We start from the raw sequence: 15,825 nt of genomic DNA, 5'->3' as shown, positions 1-15,825 counted from the left end.
CCTAGAACTTCGCCTTGGCCGTGACTAGGAACGTCCGACCCCGGCCGGTGTCCACCGTGCTGCCGGCGATCGTGCTCGACGCCGGCGTGTAAGTCTTGTCGAACACGTTCGTCACGCTGCCGGTGAGTTCGAGACCGTTCTCGAACTTGTAGTTCGCGAAGAGGTCCACCAGTCCGTAGCCGGGAACGGTGGCGGAGCCGCTTGCTCCCGCATTCTCCTCGCCGATGAAGGCATTGGACACGGCATAGATCCGCGTGCCTACCGTGAGGCGCTGTTCCTCGAGGAAACGCGCCCCGAGGGTCGCACTTACGATGTCGTCGGGAAGGAAGCTCTGTACGCCAAAGCCGTTGACCTGTGACGGGAGGTCGCTCTCCGTGTGCGTGTAGGCGAGGTCTCCGAAGACATAGCCCGCATCATAGGCCGCCTGAAGTTCAAAGCCCTGAACCGTAGATATCCCGGGATTGTTGACGAAGAATATTTGCATCCCGCCGTTGGCCAAAGCCGCAGTGATATAGTTGTCCACCCGGTTATGGAAATAGTTCGCCTTCAGGCGGAAGCTGTCTCCCGTAGCGATGAAGTCATCCAGATTGATGTTCGCGCCGATTTCCCAGCCCTTGGATATTTCCGGCTGGAGGAACGGGTTGGGGAAGAACATCTGGAAGCCGCCCGGATGCGAACCGCCCACGAAGATTTCGTTGACGGTCGGAGCACGCGAGGTCTCGGCATAGGTTGCGTAGGGCTGCAGCCAATCGGTGGCATTGACCGCAAGCGTGACGCTCGGGTTGAGACGGCCGTCCGATTCGTCGACGCTATAGGCGCCCGCGGGCATGCCAAGCGGATTGCCGGCGCTGACCGATCCGGTGCCGTCGATGTTGAAGTGGTCGTAGCGCAGCCCGGCGGTCAGGTCGACGATGCCATAGGTGAAGGTCGTCGAATTGAAAATGCCCGTCGTCGCGTTCTTGCCGCTGCCGTTGACGCCGCCACTGGGTGATGCAGTGCTGTTGATGACGTCGTAGTCATCCTGGAAATATTCGACGCCGTAGTTGGAGCGGACGGCCACCTCGCCCAGATCGAATGTCGAAGTATTCGAAATATCGAAGCCGGTGCCGGTGTCGGTGATGCGCCGCCCCGCCGCGACGCCGGCTCCCAGGAGGTTGGTATCGTACTTCATCCGCAGGCGGTTCCAGTAGGCGTTGGCGCGGAAATCGATCAGTTCATTGTCGGGCGTGTAGGCGTAGTTCGCGCTGACCGTCTGGTTTCTGACGTTCTGGAAATAGGAGTTCGCGAAGAAGTCATTGTCATAGGACATCGCGCTGAACTTGAAGGCATGGTCCTTGTCCGGCGTGATCTCGGCCTTCAGAAGGCCGGAAAGCAGGTCCTCTTCGGTGAATGGAACTTCGATGCCGTCACCATTGTCGTAATTCCCCGGATCGCTCTTGCTGATGCCGCCGAGGACCGAGAAGACGTCGTTGAAGCGATAGGCGCCCAGCAAGGATTCCGACCAGCCGGCGCCATTGCTGCCGTAGGTGGCGACCGCCTGACCACCGTAATTCTTGCCGTCCTGGATCAGGTCCTCGATGTCATAGGTCTGGAAATTGACCGAGCCGGCGAGCGCCCCGCCGCCGCCGCCGGTGAGGGCGCCTCGGGTCAGGTCGATCTCGGAAAGGAAGGCCGGATCGACATAGGCGAAGCCCTGGGCCTCGTGACCGGTGAAGCGGAAGTTCTGGCGCACGCCGTCGATCATCATGTTGACGCGGCCGGAGCCCTCGAAACCGCGAATATTGACGGCGACGCCGGGATTCTGCGGGTTGTTGGCCGTCGACGTGCCGGGTACGCTACGCAGCAGGTCGTCGGTCTCCTGGCCCGCCTGAAGCTCGATTTGGTCCGTGCTGACGACGCTCGATGGACCGGGCTTCGCATAGGGATCGGCCTCGCGTCCGCCCTTGGCGACGATCGGCGAGAGATAGGTCTCGCCTTTCTTGGAAGCTTCCGCTTCTTCGGCCCCTGTCTGCTGGGATGTTGTCGCGCTTTGCGCGAAGCTGCCGGAGGCGACGGACAACGCGAGTGTCGCCGTGCATGCGAGAAGAGCCAGGCGATGATGCCGGTTGAGCATGGACCAATCCTTTGAGTTTGTTGGCCGGGCTTGCTGTTGAGCGGCAAACTCAAGGGCTGGCTGGGCAGGTGTCGGAATCGGCGAATACGGTTACGTCATCGCCTTATTTAGGCCACATAAAAAACATGACTAAAAAAGTCAATATAATTTTAGGGGACACGTTTCCGACCTTCTTCCTCAGTTTCAGCACATTTTGAACCAGGATCGCCTTTCGTGCGTTTGACCGTGACAAACGGAAAGGACCTGCATGCGCGCTGTCGGAGTGGTTCTGATGTCCGCCCTGGTGCTGTCTGGGGCGGCGCTTCCGAAGAAAGGCCCGCTACCCGTGGCAAGGCCTGACGCAGTTCAAGGCGAACAGCCGACCCCCACGCCGAAACCCGCCGCACCGCAGAGAGAACCTCAAGCGAGCGATCAAAAAAACTTGAACGTCGGGGCTGGCAAAGACCTACCGCCGGATTGGAAAGACGATTCTCTGCCGAAGGAAGCGATTCTTACGATCGAAAAGGAAGACCCGAAAGCCTATGCGTCCTGTCTGGCCGCGCTGAAGGACATCGGCAGCGCCTTTGTGGAGACTGCCCGCGTCGACGACGGCAAGGGCTGCGGCATCGACAAGCCGATCCGAGTAACTTCTATACTGCCCGGCGTCACCCTCAAGCCCGAGGGGATGATGCGGTGCGAAACCGCCCTGGCACTCGCCCGTTGGGCCAAGGAAACTGCCACGCCGGCGGCGAAGGTCGCTTTCGGGCCCGACGCTCGTCTTTCGGCGCTGAACCAAGCCTCGACCTATGTCTGCCGGCTAAGGAACAATGCAGCGACGGGAAAGATCTCCGAGCACGCACGCGGCAATGCGGTCGATATCGCCTCTTTCACGCTCGCCGATGGCAAGACCATCGAAATCCAGCCGCGCGACGAGGACGGCACCCTGGCCGGCGCCTTCCAGCGCGCCGTGACCGCCTCCGGCTGCCTCTACTTCACGACCGTCCTCGATCCGGGCAGCGACGCGGCGCATGAAACACACCTGCATTTCGACGTGATCGAACGGAAGAACGGCTATCGCTACTGCCGCTAGCCACCTCCGTCAGTGCTCGCGTTCCCGTATCCAAGTGCGACGAATTCGCCGGAGAAGAGACCGGCAACATCACCCTCGCCCATGAGGTCGGCCGTCACCGTCAGACGCGCCCTGCCCCTCCGTTCGAGCAGACGCAGGAAGCCCGGCCATTGGTCGGCCTCTTCGAGACTCGAGCGGGCTGAGAAGGAACCGCCGATGGGTCTCAAATAATCCATGCGGTTGCTCTGGATCACCAGGCGGCTGGCGATGCCGCTCGAGCGAAGCCGGACATGCAGCAGCGACCAGGCAGCGAGGATCGAAAGTGCCGAAGCGCTGCCGCCGAAAACCGTGTCGCGATGGTTGATGTTCGGCGCCAGGGGTGCCCGGAGGAGGACATGGTCCCATTCTGCCGATTCCACCTCCACCTGCATCGCAGCGGAGAGCGGGATATGTGTACGAAGATAGGCCTGTAGTTCAGAAGGTGTCATTGTGCTTCCATCGTAGCGCAGCAATCGAGCCAGCATCGGCGCAAATTCTCTTTCGGATTGATAAAGATGTCCGCTACCGATTGAACCCGCGCAACAGCGATACGATCTATCTCCGGTGCCGGCCACAACGCCTTGAACGAGGAACACTCCCATGCCTTTGACAATGTATTCGCTCTCCATCCCCGTCTTTGCGCGCGGCTTTTCCGCACTCGGCAGGCTCCTCGACAAGGCCGAGGCCTTTGCCGCGGAATCGGGCACGCCGCTCGACGCACTCTTCAACGCGCGGCTCGCGCCGGACATGCTGCCGCTATCGGGCCAGATTCAGCGGGCGAGCGACACCAGCAAGAACGCGATCGCCCGGCTGACGGCACTCGAGGTGCCGCGGTTTCCCGACGACGAGCAGAGCTTTGCCGATCTGCGTCAGCGGATCGACAAGACGGTGGCGTTCTTCGAAACCGTCTCGCCGGAACATCTGGAGGGCAGCGAGAAGCGCGAGGTGACCCTCAACTTTCCGAATCTGAAGGTGACCTTCAGCGGCGACGACTATCTGCTGAAGTTCGTGCTGCCGAACTTCTATTTCCATCTGACCACGGCCTACGACATCCTGCGCCACAAGGGCGTGCCGCTCGGCAAGGCCGACTTTATCGGCGGTCTCGATTGAGCCGGCACTACTGCACCACCGTCAGAACAGCCCCTCTATGTAGCCCGCCTCATTGAGGCGGATCTTCTCCGAAGAAGGCACCTTCGGCAGGCCCGGCATCGTCATGATCTCGCCGGTGATGACGACGACGAAGCCGGCGCCGGCCGCAAGGCGGACTTCGCGGATCGGCACCGCATGGCCGCTTGGAGCGCCGCGCAGGTTGGGGTCGGTGGAGAAGGAATATTGGGTCTTCGCCATACAGATCGGCAAATGTCCGTAGCCCTGGTCTTCCCAGGTCCTCAGCTGATCCCGCACCACCTTGTCGGCAATGACTTCACTGGCGTGATAGATATCCTTGGCGATCGTCTCGATCTTGTGGAATAGCGGCATGTCGTCCGGATAGAGCGGCGAGAACTGCGAGTGTCCGGCATTGGCGAGATCAACGACCTTGTGCGCCAGTTCCTCGATTCCGGCCGATCCCTCGGCCCAGTGTCGGCACAGGACCGCCTCGGAACCGAGCGTCCTGACATAATCCTTGATCGCACGGACCTCGGCCTCCGTATCGGAAGTGAAGTGGTTGATTGCGACAAGCACCGGCACGCCGAATTTCTTGACGTTCTGCACGTGGCGGCCGAGGTTGGCGCATCCCTTCCTGACCGCCTCGATATTTTCCTTGCCGAGATCGTCCTTCTTCACGCCGCCATTCATTTTGATCGCCCTGACGGTGGCGACGACGACGGCGGCGTCCGGCTTCAGGCCGGCCTTGCGGCACTTGATGTCAAAGAATTTCTCGGCGCCGAGATCCGCTCCGAAACCGGCTTCGGTCACGACGTAGTCGGCAAGCTTCAGCGCCGTCGTCGTCGCCACCACCGAGTTGCAGCCATGCGCAATGTTGGCAAAGGGGCCGCCATGGACAAAGGCCGGATTATTCTCCAGCGTCTGCACCAGGTTCGGCTGCATTGCGTCCCTGAGCAGCACCGCCATTGCCCCGTCCGCCTTGATGTCCCGCGCGTAGACGGGGCTCTTGTCGCGCCGGTAACCGATGATGATGTTGCCGAGCCGCTTTTCCAGGTCCTTGATATCGGCGGCAAGGCACAGGATAGCCATGACCTCCGAGGCAACGGTGATGTCGAAACCGGTCTCGCGCGGATAGCCGTTGGCGACACCGCCGAGCGAGCCGATGATCTGGCGCAGCGCCCGGTCGTTCATGTCCATCACCCGCCGCCAGGCAATGCGGCGGATGTCGATTGCCTGCTCATTGCCCCAATAGATGTGGTTGTCGATCAGCGCGGCGAGCAGGTTGTGGGCCGAGGTGATGGCGTGGAAATCGCCGGTGAAATGCAGGTTGATGTCCTCCATCGGCACCACCTGCGCGTAACCGCCGCCGGCAGCACCCCCTTTGATGCCGAAGCAGGGGCCGAGCGAGGCCTCGCGGATGCAGACGATCGTCTTCTTGCCGATGCGGTTCAGGCCGTCGCCGAGCCCCACCGTCGTCGTGGTCTTGCCCTCGCCGGCCGGTGTCGGGTTGATCGCCGTCACCAGGATCAGCCGGCCGTCTCTCTTGTCCTTTTGCGCGGCAATGAATTCCGCGCTCACCTTCGCCTTGTCATGGCCGTAGGGCAGCAGATGTTCCGGCGGAATGCCGAGTTTAGCCCCGATTTCCATGATCGGTTGCTTGCGCGCAGCACGCGCAATCTCGATGTCGGACTTGACCTCCCCCATGGCTTCCCCCTGTTTGGTGCGTACATCCCGCCTCCTCTGCCGGATGCGCGCTCCGTTTCCTTGTGCTTACGCTGCCATGCCGGCCGTCAGCGGGCAAGGATGTCGCGCATCTCCACCAGGTTGGAGCGCACGCGAAGAATATAGAAGCCCATCGTCGCCAGATGCGTCGGCATGATCCAGCCGTCCTCGCGGCCGTTGGAGATGATCAGCGGCTGGATACGCAGCGCCGAGCGCAATTGCTTCAGCGTCTCCGTATAGATCGGCGTCAGCCCGCGCTGGGCGACGACATTCTCGAAATCGGCACCGGCCGCCGAGAGAATGCCGTAATAACCGTAGAGCTGGCCGAAGGCGAACCAGAAACGGTCGTCGGCACGCGTATCGAACCAGCCGCCATTGTGGAATTCCGAGCGCTCGCGGATGATCGCCGACGTATTGCCGAGGTCGTTGGCGATGCGGTCGAGGAACTCGACCATGTTGTCGGACCGGCCGTCGAAGATCGCCTCGCATTTGCCGAGCGATACATTGAATTTCCGGAGGTCGCGCTCGGCGGCGCGGTAAAAGCTTGGCGTCGGGGTCTTCGGACCGAACGGATTGATGCCGAAGTACCAGGTTTCCTCATCGAACTGAATGTTGCCGCGTGCGGCCTGCAGGTCGTTGTTGACGCCGGAGGTGCCGCGCACCCGGCCAAGTGAGTCGACCAGTTCGACGGTGGTGCGGCGCACCGCCTGGTTGATGCCGCGCTGGAACGACGCCTTGTTGTCGAGCCAGGGCGTGTCGTCCCAGTCCATCCCGAACAGGCCGAGCTTGTAGGCGAGCATCGAGGAAATCCAGGCGTTCTGGTTGACGTTGAGGTCGATGAGATCGGCCGCGACATCGACGGTCGCCGAGGTCTGGCAGACCGTGCCGGCCGGCAGCTGCGCCATGTCGAGCGCTTCGGTGGTCGATCCGTCCGAAGGCACCACGGCTGCGGCCTGGCTGCTAGCCGCCGCGCTACCGGATTGTCCCGTGGTGGCGCCGGGGCCGCTGATCGGCGACCCCGCCGGCACCTTGCGCTCGGAGAGCTTGTAGCGATTGACATAGTCCGGATCGAAATTCGTCCAGGCCTGCGTCTGCCAGATGAAATAGCCGTAGAAGAAGATCAGTCCGAGCAGCACCAGGCCGATCGGCCCCTTGATGATCCAGCTCCGCGCCCGATACCAGTTGCCGAGCGCCACGAAGGGCCAGAGGAGCCAGGAGACCGCGAGACCTATGCCGCGGCCGATCGCCGTGAACACGCGCTGAAAAAACACAACGATCGGATCGAGCATGTCCTATTCCTCTTTGAGACCGTAGAGCTTGTGGCGGAAGGCGGTCTTGTCTTTCAGATATGTGCCCGTCAGGGTCGCCACAACATATTCGCGGAACTTTTCGCCGTAGCGCTCGTAGGCAGCATAAAAGCCTTGCTTGTCGAACACGAAGCGCGAGACGAAGTCGCGCGGGACGAGCTGCGCAATGAGCTGGTTGACCAGCCATTTGTCCGTATGGTCGTGAGCGGCCCGCACCAGCAGGAAGCGGTTTTCCGGGGCGATCTCCTGCATCTTCACCGTCCCCGTCGCCGCGATCGCCCGCGCGACTTCCTGCAGGAACGGGTAGGTGCCATCGCGCGCCACCAGCGCGGCGTTGCGATGGATCCAGGTCTGCAGCCAGATCCGATCGGCATTCAGCAGATCCGCATCCGGATCGGCTTCGTTGATCAGACCGCGGATCACCATGTCGGCCCGGTGCTGGAACAGGCCCGAATCCTGCACCCAGGAGGCCTGCGGCAGTTGCAGCCGGTTCGTCGTCGTCAGGAAGTCGTAGATGCGCGCGTAATCGCCGATCGGGATATAGCTCACCTGCCAGGGTCGCGAGCGGCGGAAGCCGGGCACGGAAGGGTCGCAGATCACCGTCGTCGTCTTCTGGTCGAGGAAGACATAGACGCCACCGAAATGATTGGCCCAGAAGGCCTCGTGCCGAAACACCAGTTCCTCGGGTACCAGCGAATTCTGGCGGATGTCGCCGGTCCGCTTGGCGAGTTCCACCATCCGGTCCAGCATGGCGTCGTCCGCCCATGCATGCGGCACCTTTTTCAGCCGGTCGACGAGCTCGCGGAGCTCAGCCGCCTTGCCGAGCATGTCCTCGGCGGAAAGCACGCGGAAGCGGACCTCGTTGATCGACAGCAGATCGTCGATGTCCTCGACCACCGACACCGAGTCCTCGATCTCGCCATAGAGCGCATCCTTGATGGTGACGGCGTTGATCGCCCGGCTGTTGGCGTTGAAGAATTCATGCATCAGCGCCGCGGTGTTGGAAAAGCTCGTATGGACCACCGGCAGGTCCGCCTGGGCGGGCGTCAGGATGATGAAGCGCCGATTGACCCGGTTCGGGTCGAGATAGTCGCGGTCTCCGAGTTCCTGGGCAATTTCGGGCGAAAAGCCGGTCATATCGATGCTGAACCGCTCGAGCCCCGTCGGCTTCAGCCCGAAGCCTTCGAGCGCCTTGTTATAGCGCGCAACGAGATGCGGCTCGGAAATATCGAGCAGCCGCCCATAGATGAGCTCGGCTTCGAGAAGGCGTTTCATGGGGCAACGCCCCCCGACGCGTGGCAGCTGTACGTCGGCGTCCGCCCCTCACCCTGGCCCTCTCCCCGCTCGCGGGGAGAGGGAATGGTGCTGCACGCCGCGTTCCACCCAACCGAAGGGAACCGCTCAAAGTGCGATTCGGCATCCGCAAAATGCACCGGAGCGCAACGATTTCGTCCCCTCTCCCCGCGCGCGGGGAGAGGGTTAGGGTGAGGGGCGAACCAGGCGGCAAATCTCAACACGTCAGCCATGTCTTCCACCCGCCGGAACAAACGTCAAATCCGCTCCCCTCACCTCAGCCGTCAAACGCTTCTCCAAGATCGCGACAATCGTTTCAAGAACCGACACGCGATCGTTGAATATGTGCGTGTTCCAGAAGCGAGCCACACCCCAGCCATTTGCCACCATGTACTTGTCGCGCTCAGAATCTCGACGGCTACTCGCATGCTGGCTGCCATCTACCTCTACGACCAAGCGCTCGTCACGGCAGGCAAAATCAGCGAAATACGGACCGATCGGAAACTGCCGGACGAATTTGAAGCCGTTGAGACGCCTGTCCCTCAGCTCCGACCAGAGGACTGACTCCGCGTCGTTGTCGACTTGTCTGAGATCCCTGGCGCGCTGTGTCCGGCGTTCATCGGCTCCTCTCATATGCATCGCACCTCGAGACTGCCCCTCACCCTAGCCCTCTCCCCGCTCGCGGGGAGAGGGGACACCGTTGTGCTCGACTGCATCGGCCAGGGCCGCAATTGTCCTTCAAGCGGCATCAACTTCTCGGATAGAGCCGATGTGCCGAGTTGGTTCAAACGGCACCGCGAATGCCGACCTCGTCCCCTCTCCCCGCGCGCGGGGAGAGGGCTAGGGTGAGGGGCAAATCGCGAAGACATTTCGCTCATCCCTGCCACCTGCCCTCGCGCTTCATTGTCTCGATCTCGCCGATCGCCTTCTCGCGCTGCCGCTCGCGGCGGATGATTTCGGCAATGGCGGCGTCGTCAGACTTGTCGGTGTAGCGGAATTCGCTGTCGGCGTAGCGGTTGATTTCCTGCAGCACCATGTCAATGGTGATCGGGCCGCGCAGGTCCTCGATCATCGCCTTCTTCTCGTCGTAGGACCTGTGCATGAAGGAGGCCGCATCCTTGAACCAGTCGTCCGGCAATTCGACGTCCATTGCCCGCATCTTGATCGCGTCGGTGATGTTGCGGATCGCCCGGCCGGTGAAGCGCGGCTCCGCCTCCTTGATCATGTGCAGATAGGCGCCGACATCGGCGAGCGAGGCGATCTTGCCCTTGTCCTTCTCGTAACGCTCCCAAACCGCCGCAAGCCCGTCCTCCTGCGGCCGTGCATGGGCCGCATAGGATTGCGAGATGGCGCGCTTGATCTCCTGGCCGGCATAGAGATCGTGCTCCCCGAGCGGGATCTTGTGGTTCTTGCCGACGAGCAGCGCGAAGATGTCGATATAGTCGGCCTCCGTCTGTGGCCCGTCGACCAGCCAACGTGCGCCGGCGCGCTGACGCAGCGCATCGTCGACATTTTCCGGATAGTTCGAGAACATGCCGAAGGTGCAATTGCCGCGCACCACGGTCGAAGCGCCGGCGAAGCTCTCCATCAGCACCGCCGTCACCTCGTGCTGGCCGGCGGAAGCGCGATCGTCGGAGCGCTTCGCCGTCACCTGATCGACGTCGTCGATCGTGCCGAAGCCGATCGCCCGCGGGTTCATCACGTTGTTGACGAATTCCTTGCAGTTCTGGCCCGATTTGCCCTGATAGGAGGAGATCTGGTCGACGCCGAAATTCTCGTAATGGAAGGCGTAGCCGGCGACACCGCAATAGTCGTGGAGCATGCCGGCAAGCATCTGGATCAGGATCGTCTTGCCGGTGCCCGGCATGCCGTCGCCGATGAAGGTGAAGAGGAAGCCGCCGAGTTCGACGAAGGGGCTCATCTGCCGGTCGAAGTCATAGGCCATCAACATCTTGGCGAGTTTCAGCGCCTGATACTTGGCAATGTGATTGCCGATAATCTCCTCCGGCTTCTTGAAGGTCATCACCAGCGGCTTGCGCTTCTGCCCGGGCGCAACGTCGAAGCCGTTCAAGGTGAAATCGTCCTGGTCGAGCCGGATGTGGACGTTCTCGAAGTTCTGCAATCCGGTGAAGCGCGCCTTGCGGGCAAGCAGACCTTCGATCGCAACGCGGGAGAAGGCGCGGGTCCGCGCCGTCAGGGCCAGATCGTCCGGCGCACCGGCGATGCTGCGATCGAGTCCGGCGACCATGCTCTTCAGCGCGTCTTGGGGCGTATCGAAGAGGAAATCCGGCTCGGCGGCATCGTCGACCGGCTCGCCCTCGCCCTGCAACGTCACGCCGATATAGGCAGCAAGCGTGAAGGCAGCGATATAGGCGGCGGCCGAAAGCAGCGCCTTGAAATGGCTTGCGTCTTCGCCGGAAAGCGGCGTGCCGGCGTTACGCGCCTGCAACTGTTCGAGATTCGTCTGCCGCGCGAAAACATCAGAAACGGCGAGCGCCACCTGGATGCCGCGTCGCGCGCGGTAGAGGACGGCGTGCTGTGCCGGCGAAAGCAGCGGATCGGCGCCGCGCACCGCTTGGATCGTCCGGGCGAGTTCCACCTCGCGGCTGCGGCGCTGGCCGCCGGTCGAGACGGTCGAGACGAAGCGGCGGCCGGTACCGGCAAGCGGTGTACTCGCCGATGGCTCATCCCGCTCGAGAATGGCGAGCTTGGTGACGAGGCTCTGTGCGACCGCCTGATGCTTGGCGATGTCGTCCTCGTGCAGCGTCGTCAGACCCGTGTTCAGCGTCATCGCTCAAACCTCGCTCACCACCTGGTTTCCGGAGATAACATGCACCTTGTAGTCACCGAACACCTGCGCTGCCTCGCCGGCCGCGTAGAGCGCCTGATAGGCGTCGTGCGGCACAAGAGCATGCTTCTCATAGGCGCTGACACCCATGCGAGCGGCTTCGAGATTGCCGGTGTCGATGTGAAACTCCTCCTGCGCCGGCGTCGTCGACCAGAAGCCACGCTCCGCCGGCCGCTCGGCCTTGGAGAAGACCTCCTGCACCGTCCAGGTCAAGAGCCAGGCATTCTCCGTCTTGCGCACCTTCGAGAGGATGTCGTTGATGCGCGCGTTGTTCTCCGTGATCCCGGCCGAATAGAAGGGCCCGAGCACGATGCGCCGAAGCTGCTTCGGATGCAGTTCCGGAAAATCCCTGTCGAGATTGGTGGCGATCGTCACCGGAGTCAGCGAATAGGCGCTGTTCTTCGAGGCGAAATCGTCGAAACGGCTCGCCAGCTGCGGGTTGAGCAGTCCGCCGACCGGCAGCGGGATCTCGATTTCCGGATTGAGCTTGCCGTCTTCGGTCACCAGCATCTCGACGATATTGTCGGAGGAATCCTCGACCGTCGCCATGTAGATCATCGGCAGCGTCTGCGTGCCGTCGAAGGCGCCCCAGGCAACCACATAATAGGGCCGCATCGTCTTCGGATTGACGGCGACGCGGATCGTCTCCGGCAGGATAAAGGGCGAGAAGATGTCGCCCTTGCCGATCTGCTCGAGATAGAGCCGCTCTGCCATGCGCGCCTGCAGCGCTTCCGGGAAGGCCTTCTGTCTGAGGATGAAATCGACCATTTCCTCGCGCAGCGCATCGGCGGATGGGATGCTCGCCAGCCGCTTTTCTGCGCTCTGCCGGTCGTTCTCGAGCTCCAGCACATTCTGGAAGACCGGAAAACCGCTCTCGGCGCGCGAGATCCGGAAATGCTCGACGAAGCCGATGCGGTTCTCCCAGCAGGCAACCGATGCCTTCAGCCGGCCGAGATAGGGAACGATGACCTCGCCGACGACCGTGTTGCGGTAGAGCGGCGAATTGCGGTCGCCGAGAAACAGCTCGAGACCGGCCAATGCGGCCCTGATCGAGGTGAAATATTGCCTGACGGCAGGCGATACGGCGGTATTCATGTAAACCCCTCCGGCAAATGCCGAAAGGCGGTCGGAAAGCTGGTCATTGCCGCCTTGCCGATCACTGCTTCACGTAGTTTGCGGCATTATGCTTGTCCATTACCGTCTGGAAGCGGCGGGCAAAGGCGTCGTCGGCCAGCTTCTTGCGCCGCTGGATATCCTGCGTCGCAAGCATGTTTTTTTCATGCATTTCGAGAAGGTCGCCGATATGCCGCTGGGCGGCGGCGCCGATCCCGGCCATAGTTTCCTCGGCGGCGGTGTCGACCTGGCTGCCTAGCGTATTGATCTTGTGCGCCACGTCCTGCTGCGCCGCCGTCTTCAGCGAATCTTCCAGCGACTTGTAGAGGACGATGCGCTGCTCCGTATCGATCGTCAGCTTGTTGATCAGCGTGTTCTGTGCGGCAATCTGATTGTTGAGCGAATCGACGAAGGTCTGGAACATCGCGGTATAGCGCTCGAGCGTCTGGCTCTCGGCGAGCAGTTCCTGTTCCTTGGCCTGTTTCTCGTTGTATTCCGTCGCCAGCCGCGAGCGCTCGGACTCGAGGTCAGTGCGGGTCGTCTGGTCCGTGGAAGCGGCGATTCGGTTCTCGATGTCAAGCAGCAGCGGATTGAGTTCCTCGATGCGCTTCTGGGTCTCCACCAACGCCGCCATCGTGCCCTTGCGGCGCTCGATCACCTGGATGAGACTCTGCTCGGAGGTCTTGTAGCGCTGGTCGAGGATCGCCTTCTGCTCCTTGAGGATGCCGACGATGGTGTCGGACTTGACGAGCAGTTCCTGAAGGTTGCCGGCGAGCGACATGTTGCGCACCCGGTCGGTGCGCATCCGCTGCATCGACTGCTTGGAGAACATGCCGATGAACTTCTCGTAACCCGTATAGCTTTTCATGCTCTCGAACTCGGCACCGAAGACGTTCGTTGCATCTTCGAGACCGATGATCAGATCGGCGATGTTGGCTTCCATCGCCTTCTGTTGCTTGAGGACGTCCTGGATGCGGGCGTTCTCGATGTCGAAATTAACATCGCCGAGCTTGGTGTCCGCCTTGGCGAATTGCTCTAGCACGACGCCCGATTGTTCGAGCTTGCCGCGCATCTCGTCGACGACGCTCCGCGTCTTGGCGATTTCGGCGTCAAAATTCTGAAGAGTGGCCATGTCCTATCCCCTTTGTCCGTCCGGGCGGCTGTGCCCGCGGACCAATCTGCTCAGCCCTTGATTGCAGTTATATAAAGGGTGTTTAGCAGGTCAGGACAAGAGACGCCGGCGGGCTTTTTTTCGAGAGTAAGGCGAGGCTGGGCGGCCCTTCATTGGGGTCGCCATCCGCCTAGGCCGGGCGTCGCGACAAGGGCGAGACACATAGCGAGGACGACGGACCGGATCTTTGGAGCTCCCGTTGAAGATCGGCACGCCGCCGTCAGCCGTCGCGCATCTCGTCTTCCCAATGGCGGCGGCAGTAGGAGACGTATTTCTCATTGCCGCCGACATCGACCTGCGCCCCCTCGCGCATGACCTTGCCGTTGCCGTCGAGGCGCACGACCATCGTCGCCTTGCGTCCGCAATGGCAGATCGTCCTGACCTCGCGCAGCTCGTCGGCGATCGCCAGCAGCGCCATGGAACCCGGAAAGAGCTTCCCCTGGAAATCCGTTCTCAGGCCATAAGCCATGACCGGGATGCCGAGGCGATCGGCGACGCGTGCAAGCTGCCACACCTGGTCCTGGCCGAGGAACTGCGCCTCGTCGACGAAGACACAGGCGATCTCGCCGGAACCGTCGCCGTTCAGCCGCTCGACGAGTTTAAAAAGGTCATCCTTCCCATGGAACGGGATTCCTTCCGATTGAAGCCCGATGCGCGATGCGATGCGCCCCATGCCGCCGCGATCGTCGAAGGCGGCGATCAGCATCACGACGCGCATGCCACGCTCCTGATAGTTGTATGCGGCCTGCAGGAGCAGCGTGCTCTTGCCCGCATTCATCGTCGCGTAGCTGAAATAGAGTTTGGCCATGACCACGGTTCCCAGACGTCGTCTTCGCTAAATGACCGTGCAAATGGCCGATGACCAGAGCGCGTCGGCGCGACCCACAGATTTTCGCCCTCGCCGAATATTGGTCCGGCCCGCGTCGCGCGTGAGCCCATCGGTGTTTGTGGAGCGCCATTTCGGAGGCATTGCGACATTCAGCGTCGTTTTGTGCATCCCCTTAATGGAATGAGACAATACACTTCGCTCGACGCCAAGGCCTTGAATTCGGGCCGCATTGGTGTTTGGCTAAAAAAAGAACACAGGCAGGGGAACGACAACGATGACAAGGACATTCTCACTCAAATTCATGCTGGCGAGTGCCATCTGCATCGCGGCCTTGACCGCCGGCAACGCGGCCGCGGCCGAGGCGGAAAGCTGCGGAACCGTCCGCTTCTCCGACGTCGGCTGGACGGACATCACCGCCACGACGGCGACGGCAACCACTATCCTCAAGGCGCTCGGCTACGAGACGGACGTCAAGGTGCTTTCGGTCCCCGTTACCTACACGTCGCTGAAGAACAAGGATATCGACGTCTTCCTCGGCAACTGGATGCCGACGATGGAAGCCGACATCAAGCCCTATCGCGACGACAAGTCGGTCGAAACGGTCCGCCAGAACCTCGAAGGCGCCAAGTACACGCTGGCGACCAACGCCAAGGGCGCTGAGCTTGGCATCAAGGACTTCAAGGACATCGCCGCCCATAAGGATGCGCTCGAGGGTAAGATCTACGGCATCGAGCCTGGCAACGACGGCAACCGCCTGATCATCGACATGGTCGACAAGGGGACGTTCGATCTCAAGGGCTTCGAGGTCGTCGAATCCTCCGAACAGGGCATGCTGGCGCAGGTGGCGCGCGCCGAGAAGGACGGCGAGCCGATCGTCTTCCTCGGCTGGGAGCCGCATCCGATGAACGCCAACTTCAAGCTCACCTATCTCTCCGGCGGCGACGACATCTTCGGCCCGAACTTCGGTGGCGCCACGGTGCACACCAATGTGCGTGCCGGTTACACGACCGAATGCCCGAATGTCGGCGCCTTGCTCAAGAACATGAACTTCTCGCTCGAGATGGAAAACGAGATCATGGGCAAGATCCTGAACGACGGCGAAGATCCGGAAAAGGCTGCTGCAGCCTGGCTGAAGGACAATCCCTCTGCCATCGAGCCCTGGCTTGCCGGCGTGACCACCAAGGATGGTGGCGATGGACTGGCTGCGGTGAAGTCCGAACTCGGTCTCTGATTGC

General features: G+C 61.7%; 13 protein-coding genes. 3 read left to right on the top strand and 10 right to left on the bottom strand.

The window, feature by feature from the left end:
- Position 1: 1 nt before the first annotated feature.
- Positions 2-2,113 (bottom strand): TonB-dependent receptor domain-containing protein, encoded by a 2,112-nt coding sequence (locus ATC00_RS29810; RefSeq protein WP_064255400.1) that lies wholly within the window; start codon positions 2,111-2,113, stop codon positions 2-4.
- A gap of 247 nt (positions 2,114-2,360) precedes the next feature.
- Between ATC00_RS29810 and ATC00_RS29805 the strand changes: the two genes are divergently transcribed.
- Positions 2,361-3,182 carry an extensin-like domain-containing protein gene (locus ATC00_RS29805; protein WP_037387424.1) on the top strand — a complete coding sequence of 274 codons (822 nt, stop codon included), beginning with the start codon at positions 2,361-2,363 and terminating at the stop codon, positions 3,180-3,182.
- On the opposite strand, the gene ATC00_RS32720 is transcribed toward ATC00_RS29805, so the two are convergent.
- Positions 3,179-3,649 (bottom strand): YiiD C-terminal domain-containing protein, encoded by a 471-nt coding sequence (locus tag ATC00_RS32720; RefSeq protein WP_037387426.1) that lies wholly within the window; start codon positions 3,647-3,649, stop codon positions 3,179-3,181. The two genes, ATC00_RS29805 and ATC00_RS32720, sit on opposite strands and share 4 nt — an antisense overlap.
- A gap of 151 nt (positions 3,650-3,800) precedes the next feature.
- Between ATC00_RS32720 and ATC00_RS32715 the strand changes: the two genes are divergently transcribed.
- Complete coding sequence (locus ATC00_RS32715) at positions 3,801-4,310, top strand: DUF1993 domain-containing protein (protein ID WP_037387428.1); 510 nt, start codon at positions 3,801-3,803, stop codon at positions 4,308-4,310.
- Positions 4,311-4,331: 21 nt separating this feature from the next.
- On the opposite strand, the gene ATC00_RS29790 is transcribed toward ATC00_RS32715, so the two are convergent.
- From ATC00_RS29790 to ATC00_RS29755, 8 genes are all read right to left on the bottom strand, one after another.
- Positions 4,332-6,011: a formate--tetrahydrofolate ligase gene (locus tag ATC00_RS29790; protein ID WP_037387430.1), complete on the bottom strand. Its 1,680-nt coding sequence runs from the start codon at positions 6,009-6,011 to the stop codon at positions 4,332-4,334.
- Between the two features lie 86 nt (positions 6,012-6,097).
- Positions 6,098-7,318: a DUF2333 family protein gene (locus ATC00_RS29785; RefSeq protein WP_037387432.1), complete on the bottom strand. Its 1,221-nt coding sequence runs from the start codon at positions 7,316-7,318 to the stop codon at positions 6,098-6,100.
- 3 nt (positions 7,319-7,321) lie between these two features.
- Entirely contained in the window at positions 7,322-8,611 is a 1,290-nt protein-coding gene (locus tag ATC00_RS29780) for a DUF6638 family protein (RefSeq protein ID WP_064255399.1), read from the bottom strand.
- Positions 8,612-8,854: 243 nt separating this feature from the next.
- Positions 8,855-9,262 (bottom strand): endonuclease domain-containing protein, encoded by a 408-nt coding sequence (locus ATC00_RS29775; protein ID WP_037387923.1) that lies wholly within the window; start codon positions 9,260-9,262, stop codon positions 8,855-8,857.
- Between the two features lie 241 nt (positions 9,263-9,503).
- Positions 9,504-11,420 carry an AAA family ATPase gene (locus ATC00_RS29770; protein ID WP_064255398.1) on the bottom strand — a complete coding sequence of 639 codons (1,917 nt, stop codon included), beginning with the start codon at positions 11,418-11,420 and terminating at the stop codon, positions 9,504-9,506.
- A gap of 3 nt (positions 11,421-11,423) precedes the next feature.
- On the bottom strand, positions 11,424-12,572 hold the full coding sequence (locus ATC00_RS29765; RefSeq protein ID WP_037387439.1) for a hypothetical protein: 1,149 nt from the start codon (positions 12,570-12,572) through the stop codon (positions 11,424-11,426).
- Positions 12,573-12,633: 61 nt separating this feature from the next.
- Positions 12,634-13,722: a coiled-coil domain-containing protein gene (locus ATC00_RS29760; protein ID WP_037387441.1), complete on the bottom strand. Its 1,089-nt coding sequence runs from the start codon at positions 13,720-13,722 to the stop codon at positions 12,634-12,636.
- Positions 13,723-13,981: 259 nt separating this feature from the next.
- Entirely contained in the window at positions 13,982-14,569 is a 588-nt protein-coding gene (locus ATC00_RS29755) for a thymidine kinase (RefSeq protein WP_037387443.1), read from the bottom strand.
- Positions 14,570-14,864: 295 nt separating this feature from the next.
- Between ATC00_RS29755 and ATC00_RS29750 the strand changes: the two genes are divergently transcribed.
- Positions 14,865-15,821, top strand: a complete 957-nt coding sequence (locus tag ATC00_RS29750) for a choline ABC transporter substrate-binding protein (RefSeq protein WP_064255397.1) — start codon at positions 14,865-14,867, stop codon at positions 15,819-15,821.
- Positions 15,822-15,825 lie beyond the last annotated feature (4 nt).

The sequence above is a fragment of the Sinorhizobium americanum genome (assembly GCF_001651855.1).
Lineage (GTDB): Bacteria > Pseudomonadota > Alphaproteobacteria > Rhizobiales > Rhizobiaceae > Sinorhizobium > Sinorhizobium americanum.
This window is presented reverse-complemented; position numbering and strand designations above follow the sequence as displayed.

Bases quoted from the DNA above. Each gene is read 5' to 3' on its own strand.
- ATC00_RS29750 (WP_064255397.1), top strand. From the start codon at position 14,865: ATGACAAGGACATTCTCACTCAAATTCATGCTGGCGAGTGCCATCTGC.
- ATC00_RS32720 (WP_037387426.1), bottom strand. From the start codon at position 3,649: ATGACACCTTCTGAACTACAGGCCTATCTTCGTACACATATCCCGCTC.
- ATC00_RS29810 (WP_064255400.1), bottom strand. From the start codon at position 2,113: ATGCTCAACCGGCATCATCGCCTGGCTCTTCTCGCATGCACGGCGACA.
- ATC00_RS29770 (WP_064255398.1), bottom strand. From the start codon at position 11,420: ATGACGCTGAACACGGGTCTGACGACGCTGCACGAGGACGACATCGCC.
- ATC00_RS29780 (WP_064255399.1), bottom strand. From the start codon at position 8,611: ATGAAACGCCTTCTCGAAGCCGAGCTCATCTATGGGCGGCTGCTCGAT.
- ATC00_RS29805 (WP_037387424.1), top strand. From the start codon at position 2,361: ATGCGCGCTGTCGGAGTGGTTCTGATGTCCGCCCTGGTGCTGTCTGGG.
- ATC00_RS29785 (WP_037387432.1), bottom strand. From the start codon at position 7,318: ATGCTCGATCCGATCGTTGTGTTTTTTCAGCGCGTGTTCACGGCGATC.
- ATC00_RS32715 (WP_037387428.1), top strand. From the start codon at position 3,801: ATGCCTTTGACAATGTATTCGCTCTCCATCCCCGTCTTTGCGCGCGGC.
- ATC00_RS29775 (WP_037387923.1), bottom strand. From the start codon at position 9,262: ATGAGAGGAGCCGATGAACGCCGGACACAGCGCGCCAGGGATCTCAGA.
- ATC00_RS29790 (WP_037387430.1), bottom strand. From the start codon at position 6,011: ATGGGGGAGGTCAAGTCCGACATCGAGATTGCGCGTGCTGCGCGCAAG.
- ATC00_RS29755 (WP_037387443.1), bottom strand. From the start codon at position 14,569: ATGGCCAAACTCTATTTCAGCTACGCGACGATGAATGCGGGCAAGAGC.
- ATC00_RS29760 (WP_037387441.1), bottom strand. From the start codon at position 13,722: ATGGCCACTCTTCAGAATTTTGACGCCGAAATCGCCAAGACGCGGAGC.
- ATC00_RS29765 (WP_037387439.1), bottom strand. From the start codon at position 12,572: ATGAATACCGCCGTATCGCCTGCCGTCAGGCAATATTTCACCTCGATC.